The sequence below is a fragment of the Paenibacillus sp. DCT19 genome, assembly GCF_003268635.1.
Lineage (GTDB): Bacteria > Bacillota > Bacilli > Paenibacillales > Paenibacillaceae > Paenibacillus.
Genome location: NZ_CP029639.1, coordinates 4,897,401 through 4,909,569 on the forward strand (window position 1 = coordinate 4,897,401; position 12,169 = coordinate 4,909,569).

Genomic DNA, 12,169 nt, shown 5'->3' on the forward strand with positions numbered 1-12,169 from the left:
GGAGGACAATGACTGAATATGAATATTTTTATTATTGAAGATGATCCTCTTCTCCTGGAAGCACTTCGAGAAGGGTTAGGTCAGTGGTCATATGAGGTTAGTAGCCCAACCGATTTCGCATATGTGATGGATTCCTTTGTAGAGCGTCGCCCTCACCTAGTGATTATTGATATACAACTTCCTAAGTTTGACGGCTTCCATTGGTGTAGGGAAATACGTGCCGTGTCCAAAGTTCCTATTATCTTTCTCTCCTCAAGAGATCATCCGATGGACATGGTAATGGCGATGAACTTAGGGGCGGACGATTATGTGCCTAAACCTTTTAATATGGATGTATTGATTGCCAAGGTACAGGCTATTCTTCGTCGAACCTATACATATGAAGAGGCTTCCTCCGATGTTATCGAGTGGAATCAAGCGATTATTGATCTAAGAAATGGTGGAATTTATAAGGATGGGGAAACCATTGATCTGACCAAAAATGAATTTTTTATTTTATCGGTCTTGGTTAAATCGAACAATAAGATCATCTCACGTCATGAACTGATGAAGATGCTCTGGGATGATGATCAATTCATCAATGACAATACACTTACAGCTAACATCACAAGATTGCGTCAAAAGCTCTCCTATCTTCATTTAGCCGATGGGATTGTGACCAAAAAAGGTCTGGGATATATGGCCATTACCCTTTAGGAGGTTCCCATTGTTTATCGCTTATCTCAAGTATAAAAAAAGTTGGATTCTCTTGATTGGACTACTGCTGCTTCTTACCAATGCTTTGATCCAATTGGATGCCGGCATTCGTGTAGAGCCTCATTCTCTCATCTATTTGAATTCGTTGTTTCTAATTATCTTTGTAGGCTTCTTGATCTGGAGATATAAAAAGGAAACCGCCTATTATAAATCGCTGCTCGCCCTTTCTAATCCGATCGAAGAGGACTGGTTCCAAGACATCCCGAACCTCATAACTATTTTCCAGATCGTATCGTATACACGCTATTGCAAAACATTCATCAACATCATCAAAGCCAGCGTCGTGAGGAACAGTCCCACCAGCTCATGGAACATACGGATCTTGCCTCATGGGTTCATGAGATGAAAACGCCCCTTACTGCGATGAAAATAACGATGGATGCACATCGTTCGAATGAGCTGGCTCAACGGTTAAACGCGTCCTGGCTGCGAATGCACTTATTAATTGATCGACAGCTCTACATTTCGCGGTTAGCTAACTTGGACTCCGATTTACTTCCAGAGCAGCTGGACGTGAAAGATCTGCTAAGAGAAGAGATTCGAGAGTTATCCACCTGGTGTATGGAGAAAAATATATCCATTGATCTGACAGCGAGCTCCGCGATTACTGTGTACACCGATAAAAAGTGGTGCGGGTTTGTAATCAGACAGCTTTTGACCAATGCGATTAAATACAGCCCAACCGATGGGAAACTATTCATCCACATTGAACTTCATGAACATGATTCCGTGATTGTAACCATTCAAGATGAAGGGCCTGGAATTCAACCACATGACCTGCCTCGTATATTCGATAAAGGCTTTACGGGCGAAAATGGGAGAGTACAGCACTCCGCTACGGGAATGGGACTGTATCTTGCCAGAGAAATAAGCAAGAAATTGCATGTTCGACTTGAAGTTGATTCTACTATTTGCGAAGGAACCTCGATTTCGATGATATTCACGAATGGCAATCCGTTTGATCAGCTCAGACGATCATTACTATAAACACGGCAATATTGAAGCAGTCAGGACGTTTATATAACCTGACTGCTTTTTCATTGGCTGATGTAGTCGGCAAAGTGACAGAAATATCACATTCAATCCAATTTTATCATCTAAAGCTTACGACCCAGAGGCTGAAAAGAACTACACTGTATGTAGAACAACTCGATTGGAGTGTATGAAATGACACATCACAAGGTACCAAAAACCGTCTTAAACGCTGAAGGCGTAAGTAAGTCTTACGGTTCAAAAGGAAATGCCCAACAGGTACTAAAAGGAATTGATCTTCGCGTGACCGAGGGTGAGTTTGTCGGCATTATGGGACCTTCAGGCTCAGGCAAAACCACTCTTCTCAATACGTTAGCGACAATTGACCGAGCGACCGATGGGAAGATTTTCATACAAGAGCACGAGATTTCTAAAATGAAAGATAGACAGCTTTCAGATATTCGTCGTCAACATTTGGGCTTTATCTTTCAAGATTACAATCTGCTCGATACGTTAACGGTAAAGGAAAATATATTACTGCCTGTATCTTTAACCAAGATAAGTAAAGTGGAAGCTGAAAACGAGTTTAATGCGATTGCGGACATTTTGGGTATCCGGGAATTAGCTGATCAGTATCCTTCTGAAATTTCAGGCGGCCAGAAACAACGTACCTCTGCGGCTCGAGCGTTAATTCATTCACCCTCGCTTGTATTTGCAGATGAGCCTACCGGTGCGCTGGATTCCAAAGCAGCCTCTAACCTATTAGAGAATTTACATGAGATCAACGAATCGCGACAAGTCACCATTGTCATGGTTACTCACGATCCGCTGGCTTCCAGCTATTGCAGCCGTGTGGTGTTTCTAAAAGACGGCAAAATATTCGCTGAATTATACCGGGGTGAGAAAACGCGAGAAGCCTTCTTTAAAGATATTCTGGATATGCAGGCCGTTCTTGGAGGAGGCAGCCCAAATGAATACTCAAAGATTAGTGATTCGCAGCATGCGGAAAAACATCAAAATGTATTACCTCTACTTTTTCGCGATGATTTTCAGCATAAGCTTGTACTTTATTTTTTCGACTCTGCAAAATGATCAAACCGCTGTTGACATGTTTCAAGCCAGCGTGAACTTCTCCACAGCCTTTCAAATCGCAGGCATATTACTCATTCTAATTACGATTGTGTTTACGATGTATGCGACGAATATCTTTATGCGGCGACGCAGCCAAGAGATCGGATTGTATCAGTTAATTGGCTTGTCTAAGGCTTGGGTAGCTCGGGTATTGATCTTGGAACACATGATTCTTGGTCTAGGGGCTTTACTGATCGGAATGAGCGTCGGAACCTTGCTCTCACGACTCTTTCTCCTACTGTTCATGAATGTGTTGGGAATCGAAGCCAAGTTTGGCTTAACCTTCTCCAGTCAGGCACTCCTTCAAACCATTGTGGTGTTTACCTGCTTGATTGCTGTCACATCGTTACAGATCACATGGACGGTATATCGCAGTACGTTACTTCAACTATTCCAAGCCAGTCATCAAAAGGATACTTTTGTCCAACGTCCAAGCATCGTTTCAGGCATTTTGGGTTTCGCTGGATTAAGTCTAATCGGCTTGGGTTATTATGTGTCCACCTTTATTGCAACCAATGCGGATGCTCTCATTTTTCTCATGTTAATCGTGCTTGCCAGCACGATCCTTGGCACCTATCTAGTCTTCCATACGACCATAAGCTGGATATTATATGTGTTTCGCAAAAAGCAAAATGGCAATCTCGGCTTGGTTAACAGCCTCTCCGTGGCATCCTTAATGCACAGAATGAAAGGTCACGCCAATTCATTAACCTTAATCACGATATTGTCTGCTATGACCATTACGATGATCTCACTTTCCTACTCCTTATATTATTCAACCGAAAAGGATGTAAGGTTGTCGATGCCTTTTGATTTTGCAATGGAAAATATGTCTGAAGAAGCTGCTGAGATCACAAGTAAATTAGAAGAGGATCAGGTAGATTTCAATCAATATCAAGTTGATGCCATTCGATTCCATGGCTCGTGGGTAGATGAGAATCAGCATTCAGAACCAAGTCATCGTAACAGACCGTTTTTGCTTTTTTCCGCAGAGCAGATGGCACAGTTTGGCGTAGATCTGGAGCATCCCCAAGATGATGAAGCCATCTATCATAGTTCACGAGCCAGGATAGAAGGAATGGAGATTTCATCTCCAAAACAAGTACAGTTCGCCTCCAATAATGAAACCAATCTACTAACTGTCTCCAAGCATAGGCTACAGAACGTGATGAATTACATTTTCTATGGCGATCAATTACTTGTTTCTGAGGATACCTTCAACAAAATGAAAGACAGTATTCAGGAGGATGAATACAAAGAATTAGTGACCTTTGATGTCTTCAATATAGTAGGTACGGAGCAATCCGCTACCGCCTCGGACATCTTTCTAGCTGATGTGGACAGTGACCTGTATCTCACAGACTTCTATTCTGCATACGAGGGATCACGTCAAACTTTCGGACTCCTTATATTCATTGCCGGATTTCTAGGCTTGGTATTTATCCTATCCACAGGAAGCATTCTGTACTTCAAACAAATGACAGAGGCGGAACAAGAAAAGAATCATTATCGAACACTGCGACAACTCGGATTTCAAATCGACGATATGATGAAAGGTATTATCCGTAAACAGCTCTTTGTTTATTTAATTCCGTTAGGTATTGGGTTAACACATGCAGCTTTTGCCCTTAACGTAGGCTCTATTCTTATCGCTGCAAGCATGCTTACCCCGATCCTCATCAGTATGGCAGCGTATATTCTCATCTATTTGATGTTCACCGTCGTTACCATTCGATATTACAAAAGCATCGTCACGAATTCGCTATAAAGCTATAGAAAGGAAGAAAGTAATGAAAAAAAGGATCTTCATATCATGTCTCGTTGGGATCGTTATCATCTCTGGTCTATATTTCTTCGCACGGGAGCCATTCGATCGTTTCAATCCATGGATTGAACAGCAATATGTATATGTTGAGGTTCAAGATCAACCTGTAGATGATGATGGCAGATATAAATATAAGGAGCAGGGTGTGACCGAAAGTGGTGAAACGAAACGAGTGGTGTTCAGCACCAGTACCAGACTAGAGCAAGGCACATTCTTAAAAGTACTCGCCAAAGGTACGTATACTGAAAATTATGAATTCATAGATGAAGGTGAAATACCTTCTAAATAAGTATGATGCAATGTTATGTCTAATCTAACTAAAGCTTTCTCATATTAGGCGTATTGATTATCCACACTTGGTTAATCAGTACGTCTTTTATTTGAGAAATTACTGGATGTAAGTTCAGGAGAGATACTGATTAATAGACGTATTTACAATGGTAGTAGTGATGATAAATTTTACATTTCGTTATTGCGCGTATTTTGGCATTTGCATGCTTATGTAGTGCATTATGAATCTTCCACATACCTATTTTAGGACATATGCCTCTATTTGCCCGATTGGAAAATACAGACTTTGGGTTAATACAAAATATGACATCCTCACCGTATAATTAGAGAACTACATATTGATTAGGGAGAGAAACGTATTGAATGCCAAAATGCCAACACTACTTAATGTAATTCGCGCTTTATTAGGTGTGCAATCCATCTACATCATCATTTCGATGGTGGCTGTGCTTATGGAGCTGTTCCAGTATAGGGCTGCTTACGTGGGATTACCTATGTTCGATCTAATTGCTTTATTCGCTAATATCCTGCTTCGTATCATACTCATCGTAGGGCCGCCAATCCTGACCATCGTGTATATTTCGAAGAGACGATATAAGCTGACGATCACCTTCATGAGCATGACACTCTTCTTCGGAGTGGTCTTCCTACAGAATTTCTTGGTAGTATTGCATTTCTTCATGTTACTTGTACTACTGCTGCATCAACCAATTAAACGCTATTTGAAGCAAGAGCAGGATGCCAGGCAGTATGACCAGCGGAGTCTGAGATTGTAGATTAAACGTGTGATTTTGTTTATCTTGTTTGTAGCTCTTATTAATCAGCTTAAGAACCAGTTCAGATGAGTCATTAAAGAAATTAGAAAGAGCCTGACATTATAGTCAGGCTTCTTTTTGTTGTTTTTTTTGGGAGAGAGGCATGGATAATATTAAACCATTGAAGTTTACGCGGGTGGTCTCAGCTCCTCCGTGCATTCCGTTGGTTCGACTGATCGCCGTCATCACTACGCACTGGAAGCTTGTGCTGTCAGGGTTCAGGCGTCAGCTGTATCCACTGATCAGTTCGAAACACATAGATGTATTCTTGGGGAGTATCATTGAATTGCACCACAACAGGATACATCGGCATCTTGCTACGCCGTGCTTCAATACTTACAATACGCTTCTCATCCACGCCTTGATCAACAATTAAATGGGTTCGTAGCCTTTCTTCCAGTTCACGCATGTCCTTCTGATATGAGCTATACCACGTTACGGACGCCATAATTATTATAGCCACAACAATTAGACCACTCTTGAGTATTCTCGTACCTTCACCCCACTTCTTAGTCATTAGTAACCCATTTTTTAGATTCTTAGTCTAAATAAGCTAAATATTGTAATACATCTGTCTTCAGCGCTTGTAGCTGCGGATTGTTGGCTCTGGTTGCCTGCTCTTCTGTATCTCTATGATCCACATTGAACTTACCCTGCTCTAACGAACGCACCCAATAGCCTTGCCGTTGTTCATCCCAAGTTAGGAACAAGACATACCGCTGATCCGCATGCATCGGGGTATAGTGACCATAGTTATAACGAGTTACACCCGTATATAGCCCTCTATTGCGCATGACATACGTAGGCTCCAGAATATTAAGTTGATCATGAAGAAGCTTCTGCTGAGTTGAATTCGCAAAAACTTGATTCACCACTACACGGGTCACTGTATGACCTCTTCCTCTCTTATCCTCAATTACCTGGGTAGACTCGTCCGTTGCCGTCACCTCAACGATCAGATCAGCACGTTCCGCCAGTTCTTCATAGTCTGCAAAGATATGATGATCGCTGCTACTTATGGTTTCTGTGTTCTCTATCGTCTGATCTGCAATAATGTAACTGATGCCTGCGATTAGAACGATGATCAACACACCGAATACAAATGGTTTGTTTTTCATCCCATTCGCCCCCCTACCTTCAAACCGTATATATACTAGATGGTACTTGCCTATGAAAAGTTACACTCATTTGTACAAAACATCAAAAAGAAACCCATCTCTAAAGTCAGACATGGATTTCACATGAAGTCGTTTATGATTATGCGTTTGGCTTTACTTCAGATCCTCAATTTTCATTCGATCCAACTCTTCTTGTTGTGGGCTCTTTCTCTTATTCACTTGGGCGTTATATTTAATAAAATATCTAATGACGAAAAATAATGCTAAAGCTCCCACCAACATGAGCAAGGGGACAATAATTATTGTTATTAAAGTAACCGTCATCATTACCTCTCTCCTTTATCCTTCGAATTGTGGTATTCGTTGACAAGCAGCTTGGCTGTTTCAAAATCAATCTTATCGTTGATAGCCAGTCTTTTAACGAGAGAGATGAACGGATCTTGATCTTCCCTTTCCGTGATCTGGATCTTCTGAATTAATCGGTCGAGTCTGAGACGAACTGTCGGGTATGTAACTTGATAAATGGAAGCGATTTGTTTCAACGATCCGGATTGAAGAATGAACTTTTTGATAAATGTAACATCCTCTTCATCGAGATTAATCATCCATTCAGGGACACTTTTGATCGTCATAAGGATACCTCCTTAACATGTATTCACTTTAATATTATTATAATAAACTTTAACTTTATTAAAATCAATGATTATATAATCTTTAATATTATATAAATGATTTCAGTTTAATATTATGACTACTTCCTACACTATTGAAAGAATAAGCTTAAATATCGAGCACTTTAAACTTTTAAAAAAACTCGCTGTAACTCCGAAGGTCTTCTATCCCATTAATACAATAAATTTTCAAGGGCGGTCATATCACTCCCTTAATAAAAAAACACTGACGTTTATCTCCCGAAGGAGACAAATTCGTCAGTGTTTGAATCAATGTTCATTTACCTATTAAAATGCCATATCCCTGTGCATCAAATGAGTTCCTGTCTTCTTTTCAAATAAACGTACAACACGATGCCAGACACCGCACAGATGACTGCACACAGTCCAATAAATCCATAGCCCGCCTGAAGTCCGCGCAGTAGACCTAGCTGCGTTGTCGCACCATACATTTGCTTCACGCCTTCAATGACCCAGCCGATTACATAGTTACCAATAACACTACCAACCCCCATTAGGGTGACAGTGAAGGTTATCGCGGTATCACTGCCATTCGGATAACGCTTGGCGATAAACGCCATAACGGTTGGATAGATCATCGCAATACCTGCGCCAGATACAGCGAACAGTACAGCCAGACGCTCTCCGCCCAAGATAGCCGCAAACGTACATATTGCCGAGAACGCCGAGAACACAATCAGGGACAATACGAATCCGATCCGGTCTGTCAGTGGTCCAAGCAACAAACGTCCCAGCGAGAAAGCAAGGAAGAACGCAGATAACAATCCAGAAGCTTTCACGGTGTCCCAGGTATAGGCTTTCTCCAGGAAGTTAACGAGCCAACCTCCAACCGCAAGTTCAGATACTACGCCAAAAGAAAGAATCATCACCATCAGCCAGATCGCTGGATCACGCGTTAATGTCTTGAGAGAAGTCCGATCTTCGTGAGCAAGATCATCCCCTGGAAACTTGCTACGCAGTGCCGCAATAATCGGCAATAGACAGAGCGACAGCATCACCAGGTACATGCCGCGCCAATCCAGTTCGTGTCCAAACACCTTCAGGGACATCACTCCTGTTGCGAGCAACGGAGCAACCGTTGAACTCAATCCATAGAAGAAATGAGATAAGTTCATCATCGTACCTGTGTTTTTCACAAAAATCCGTGCACCCAGAATCGCTAGTGCGATTTCAAGCATACCGTTTCCGATGTACATAAAGAAATAGGATGAGGCAAAGAGCGGATATGTATGCGACACATAAATAAACACACCCGAGAGGATCATGGAGGCAAACGAAATAATGCTTACCGCCTTAATGCCCCATTTGCGAACCAGTATAGCCGTGAACGAACAGGCGATCAGATACCCTAATGCGTTCAGGGACAACAACGTGCCGAGCTGTTTCTCATCGAGATTGAAGTCGAATTGAATGCGCGGAATGGCTGGTCCCTTAATATTTTCAGATATACCAAATACGATAAAGCCCAGAAAGATCGTTGCCAGTTGCATGGCGTATAGCTTGTTGAACTTTCTCTTACTCCCTTGGGTATCTACTTGCTGACTCAAAATAAGTTCCTCCTGTAAGTTCAGAAAAAAATGATTACACTTCACCACTGCGATTGCAGTACCATCTTCCGGTCACTGTTATCCCCAGATTTTGCTGATCCCCTCCTAAAGGGGGAAAATCCGGTGATAAACGTGCTCTTCAGGTTGCTCCTGCACTCTCCGCTGTCGTGTAAAAGCTTTGCTTAACTCATATAAAAGTAGTACCTACCACTGCTTCTCGATGACCTGAATGCGGTAGGTCAAGCTCTCCAGTGTCACAGCCACCAGTCCAGTAACATATGCATGCCGCGTATCTTGCTGGATGATTAGCTCCGGCATGTGCTCCTGCGGAATCAAGTGATCCAGACAACCTTGTCTGAGATCATCCAGCATCGCTGGGTTCATCGTGTCTCCTGTGACCACAATCGTGGCAGGGTTGATGATCGCAATAATGGAAACTAACGTGCGGATTACCAGTTCCTTCACCCCATCGGTTGTTTTCAACATGCGCAACTGTTCTTCACGAGACACACCAAAAGGCAGGAAGGACACCTCTCCCCGAAGTCTGTGTTCCCTGTCAGCGGACGACCGTCAATGATAAAACCTGCACCCGGAAAATGATTCTCTGGAAACGTCACGACCGCAAAATTCTTTTCTTCCTCAAATTGTTGCTGGTTATATAGCCCGTATACCGTCAAGTTCATGTCGTTGCCAATGACCACTTCTACATCTTCATATTGCTCCTTGAGTCTCTGCCCCAGCGGTTGGAACATTAGCTCCGGAACATCACAGAGACCAATCACGCCATTGTGTGCAACACCGGGTATACCAATACCAATCGCCTGTACGTTGTGGTGCTGTTCAATCAGCTTGGCAATCAGATCCTCAACCACCGCCACATTGATCTCGTCCAGCATGAGCGTCTGCTCATCCGACCGCTCTCCGTTCAGATTCGAATGCGTATGGGTAATCGAATGGATACCGCCTTCCGTTCGAATAATGAGGCACAGCACACTCGCATAATCTGCATTGAATTGATATCGACTTGCGGGTCTTCCCCCGCTTGATTCATCCGGACCCAGATCCACAATCTCACCGGTCTGAAGCAACTCATTCAGGATCGTGCCGCATGTCGCCACGCTAAGTTTCGTTAAATTCGCGATGGAAGCCTTCGTACCCACACCGATCGTTCTGAGCGTATTCTTCACGAGTTCAACGTTAATCCGCTTTACCTGTTGGGTGTTGTGTGATGTTGGTAACATCGTTAGATGTTCGCCTCCCTTCCTTCATTTCACATGATTCTAAAATGTTCAAACATTGTTTTTAAAAGTCTTTTAATAATTGACAGTGTAGGTGGATTAGTGAAGAAAGTCAATGCTTTATTTGGAAACGAAAACGGTTTTGTTGGAAATGGGAAAGGACAGCTTAATGTCATCCTAAGATGAACTATACTGTCCCTCATTATAATTGTGGCTATGTAGACTGGCTCATGTGGTTTGCCAAGATGCTTTTCTTCAGCCTGACTTCAAATAACTTACGGTTCAGATCCTGTTCCATGTGATGGAGGTGATATGCTGCCTGCTTAACTGTATCCATGTGCAGCACTTTTGCACGCTTCGCGATGATGTCCATCGCGTCCAAGATCAGCTTGTTGCAGGTGACCAGTTGATTGACGTAATCGTCTTCTAATTGGACGAGTTGAGCGTACTGTGAAGCGAGATCCTCACTGTTGGTACCTGTCATGTTACCACTCCTAAAATTGGTACGCATAAGAGTACCAGTTATACAAAAAGTATATGGTACGCTCATGCGTAACGTCAAGATCATATGGAAATTTTAGGAGTGATACTCATGGCTAAAAAAGTCGTCGTCAATATACATAAACTCACAGAGAAACATAACATCTCACTGCGAGAATTGGCACGCTTGTCTGATATTCGCCACGCTGCATTAAGTGAGCTACAGTCTGGGAAACGAGAAAACATCAACTTTGCTCATATTGAGCGGATTGCAGAAGCATTGGGTATTGATGATATTAGGGAGATTATTGAGATCAAGGATCTCTAATACTTAACATGTATCTTCCTATTCGATCTAGTTAATTGAAGACTCAAACTCCCTCAGTCAACCGATGGAATAATTATTTATTTATCTTTTTCAGAAAAAATCATTGTTTCAAGGTTTCTTCCAGAGCTAAAATTCTCATCCAGTATTTTTTTAATTTTAGAATAAGAAAGATCCTTCAGATAGATTTCAGCGTAAAGATCCTCTAACCACGAATATATTATTTTATTTGACCACTCTCTTGCAATAAGTAATAAAGATATAAAACCACCTATTAAATATAGAGCAATTAAAACAGTATTTTTGTAATCGAAGAAAAAGTTACTAAACACGAAATAAAATAGATAATAAATTAAAATCAAAGTTGGAATTAAATTATAATACACTTGTATAAACGAGTATCTTTTAGCTTGCTTATCCAGTTGCTTTGGAATAGGTATCTTGTAATTCGTATAATTATTAATTAGAGGAATGAGACAATTTATTAAGGTCATGAAAGCTAATTTAATTACTAGTATATTTGGAAATACCAATAACCAAAATTCGCGACTGAAAAACAGCATTATTACACTACTAGATACAAGCGATATTATCCATAGAATATTAAAGCTACATGTTATAATGTAAATTGGTTTCATATATTGACGCTCTAAATTATTTAATTCACCATAAATATTTTTCTCAACTTGCTTTCTTCTAAAAATTCGATTCAGTAAATCAAATCCCAATACAACAATATTCAAAAAAGCTGTACACGAAATCAGTAATACATAATATTTATCAAATGTAGGTCTAGAGTTCGGAATAAAGTTTATTAACCAAATTAAAGAGCCTGCCAGAAAGAAAATAAGAGTACTCATCTTGAAAGTTGAATTATTCATTTTACTTAGATATGAAGTCTTACATTCTTTTACAAATCCTATTAATTTATTTCTATCTTCTTCCAAAAAATACTCACCTTTTTCCTTTCTCATTTCCA

15 protein-coding genes and 1 pseudogene are annotated in these 12,169 nt (G+C 41.2%); 8 read left to right on the forward strand and 8 right to left on the reverse strand.

The window, feature by feature from the left end; all coding sequences use genetic code 11:
- Nucleotides 1–18 precede the first annotated feature (18 nt).
- The 7 genes from DMB88_RS22430 to DMB88_RS22455 all read left to right on the forward strand — a co-directional run bounded on the left by DMB88_RS22430 (nt 19) and on the right by DMB88_RS22455 (nt 5,751).
- On the forward strand, nt 19–696 hold the full coding sequence (locus tag DMB88_RS22430; protein ID WP_164848769.1) for a response regulator transcription factor: 678 nt from the start codon (nt 19–21) through the stop codon (nt 694–696).
- 10 nt (nt 697–706) lie between these two features.
- Complete coding sequence (locus DMB88_RS30595; protein WP_217363754.1) at nt 707–1,102, forward strand: hypothetical protein; 396 nt, start codon at nt 707–709, stop codon at nt 1,100–1,102.
- Nucleotides 1,099–1,743 (forward strand): sensor histidine kinase, encoded by a 645-nt coding sequence (locus DMB88_RS30600; protein WP_217363755.1) that lies wholly within the window; start codon nt 1,099–1,101, stop codon nt 1,741–1,743. Before DMB88_RS30595 ends, DMB88_RS30600 begins: the two co-directional genes overlap by 4 nt.
- Nucleotides 1,744–1,923: 180 nt before the next feature.
- Nucleotides 1,924–2,820, forward strand: coding sequence for an ABC transporter ATP-binding protein (locus tag DMB88_RS22440; RefSeq protein ID WP_164848770.1), 897 nt, complete (start codon nt 1,924–1,926; stop codon nt 2,818–2,820).
- Nucleotides 2,747–4,627, forward strand: a complete 1,881-nt coding sequence (locus tag DMB88_RS22445; RefSeq protein ID WP_302476293.1) for an FtsX-like permease family protein — start codon at nt 2,747–2,749, stop codon at nt 4,625–4,627. Before DMB88_RS22440 ends, DMB88_RS22445 begins: the two co-directional genes overlap by 74 nt.
- Nucleotides 4,628–4,649: 22 nt before the next feature.
- Nucleotides 4,650–4,973: a YxeA family protein gene (locus DMB88_RS22450; protein ID WP_128103134.1), complete on the forward strand. Its 324-nt coding sequence runs from the start codon at nt 4,650–4,652 to the stop codon at nt 4,971–4,973.
- 361 nt (nt 4,974–5,334) lie between these two features.
- Nucleotides 5,335–5,751: a hypothetical protein gene (locus DMB88_RS22455; protein ID WP_128103135.1), complete on the forward strand. Its 417-nt coding sequence runs from the start codon at nt 5,335–5,337 to the stop codon at nt 5,749–5,751.
- A 250-nt stretch (nt 5,752–6,001) separates the two neighbouring features.
- On the opposite strand, the gene DMB88_RS22460 is transcribed toward DMB88_RS22455, so the two are convergent.
- The 7 genes and pseudogenes from DMB88_RS22460 to DMB88_RS22485 form a co-directional block, all read right to left on the reverse strand.
- Nucleotides 6,002–6,307: a DUF3139 domain-containing protein gene (locus tag DMB88_RS22460; RefSeq protein WP_128103136.1), complete on the reverse strand. Its 306-nt coding sequence runs from the start codon at nt 6,305–6,307 to the stop codon at nt 6,002–6,004.
- Nucleotides 6,308–6,329: 22 nt separating this feature from the next.
- Nucleotides 6,330–6,908 (reverse strand): hypothetical protein, encoded by a 579-nt coding sequence (locus DMB88_RS22465; RefSeq protein ID WP_128103137.1) that lies wholly within the window; start codon nt 6,906–6,908, stop codon nt 6,330–6,332.
- Nucleotides 6,909–7,061: 153 nt separating this feature from the next.
- Nucleotides 7,062–7,235, reverse strand: a complete 174-nt coding sequence (locus DMB88_RS30340) for a hypothetical protein (RefSeq protein WP_164848771.1) — start codon at nt 7,233–7,235, stop codon at nt 7,062–7,064.
- Nucleotides 7,235–7,540, reverse strand: a complete 306-nt coding sequence (locus tag DMB88_RS22470; protein ID WP_128103138.1) for a DUF2089 family protein — start codon at nt 7,538–7,540, stop codon at nt 7,235–7,237. The genes DMB88_RS30340 and DMB88_RS22470 overlap by 1 nt, the downstream gene beginning before the upstream one ends.
- A gap of 350 nt (nt 7,541–7,890) precedes the next feature.
- Complete coding sequence (locus DMB88_RS22475; protein ID WP_128104563.1) at nt 7,891–9,090, reverse strand: MFS transporter; 1,200 nt, start codon at nt 9,088–9,090, stop codon at nt 7,891–7,893.
- Between the two features lie 261 nt (nt 9,091–9,351).
- Nucleotides 9,352–10,388, reverse strand: a pseudogene (locus tag DMB88_RS22480) (ROK family protein).
- 211 nt (nt 10,389–10,599) lie between these two features.
- The gene (locus DMB88_RS22485) at nt 10,600–10,869 is read right to left on the reverse strand and encodes a hypothetical protein (protein ID WP_128103139.1); all 270 of its coding nucleotides are present in this window, start codon (nt 10,867–10,869) and stop codon (nt 10,600–10,602) included.
- 108 nt (nt 10,870–10,977) lie between these two features.
- On the opposite strand from DMB88_RS22485, the gene DMB88_RS22490 reads away from it, so the two are divergent.
- Entirely contained in the window at nt 10,978–11,193 is a 216-nt protein-coding gene (locus tag DMB88_RS22490; protein WP_128103140.1) for a helix-turn-helix domain-containing protein, read from the forward strand.
- A 77-nt stretch (nt 11,194–11,270) separates the two neighbouring features.
- On the opposite strand, the gene DMB88_RS22495 is transcribed toward DMB88_RS22490, so the two are convergent.
- Nucleotides 11,271–12,164, reverse strand: a complete 894-nt coding sequence (locus tag DMB88_RS22495) for a hypothetical protein (RefSeq protein ID WP_128103141.1) — start codon at nt 12,162–12,164, stop codon at nt 11,271–11,273.
- Between the last annotated feature and the right edge of the window lie 5 nt (nt 12,165–12,169).

Bases quoted from the DNA above. Each gene is read 5' to 3' on its own strand.
- DMB88_RS22430 (WP_164848769.1), top strand. From the start codon at position 19: ATGAATATTTTTATTATTGAAGATGATCCTCTTCTCCTGGAAGCACTT.
- DMB88_RS30600 (WP_217363755.1), top strand. From the start codon at position 1,099: ATGAAAACGCCCCTTACTGCGATGAAAATAACGATGGATGCACATCGT.
- DMB88_RS22440 (WP_164848770.1), top strand. From the start codon at position 1,924: ATGACACATCACAAGGTACCAAAAACCGTCTTAAACGCTGAAGGCGTA.
- DMB88_RS22445 (WP_302476293.1), top strand. From the start codon at position 2,747: ATGTATTACCTCTACTTTTTCGCGATGATTTTCAGCATAAGCTTGTAC.
- DMB88_RS22450 (WP_128103134.1), top strand. From the start codon at position 4,650: ATGAAAAAAAGGATCTTCATATCATGTCTCGTTGGGATCGTTATCATC.
- DMB88_RS22460 (WP_128103136.1), bottom strand. From the start codon at position 6,307: ATGACTAAGAAGTGGGGTGAAGGTACGAGAATACTCAAGAGTGGTCTA.
- DMB88_RS22465 (WP_128103137.1), bottom strand. From the start codon at position 6,908: ATGAAAAACAAACCATTTGTATTCGGTGTGTTGATCATCGTTCTAATC.
- DMB88_RS30340 (WP_164848771.1), bottom strand. From the start codon at position 7,235: ATGATGACGGTTACTTTAATAACAATAATTATTGTCCCCTTGCTCATG.
- DMB88_RS22470 (WP_128103138.1), bottom strand. From the start codon at position 7,540: ATGACGATCAAAAGTGTCCCTGAATGGATGATTAATCTCGATGAAGAG.
- DMB88_RS22475 (WP_128104563.1), bottom strand. From the start codon at position 9,090: ATGCAACTGGCAACGATCTTTCTGGGCTTTATCGTATTTGGTATATCT.
- DMB88_RS22485 (WP_128103139.1), bottom strand. From the start codon at position 10,869: ATGACAGGTACCAACAGTGAGGATCTCGCTTCACAGTACGCTCAACTC.
- DMB88_RS22490 (WP_128103140.1), top strand. From the start codon at position 10,978: ATGGCTAAAAAAGTCGTCGTCAATATACATAAACTCACAGAGAAACAT.
- DMB88_RS22495 (WP_128103141.1), bottom strand. From the start codon at position 12,164: ATGAGAAAGGAAAAAGGTGAGTATTTTTTGGAAGAAGATAGAAATAAA.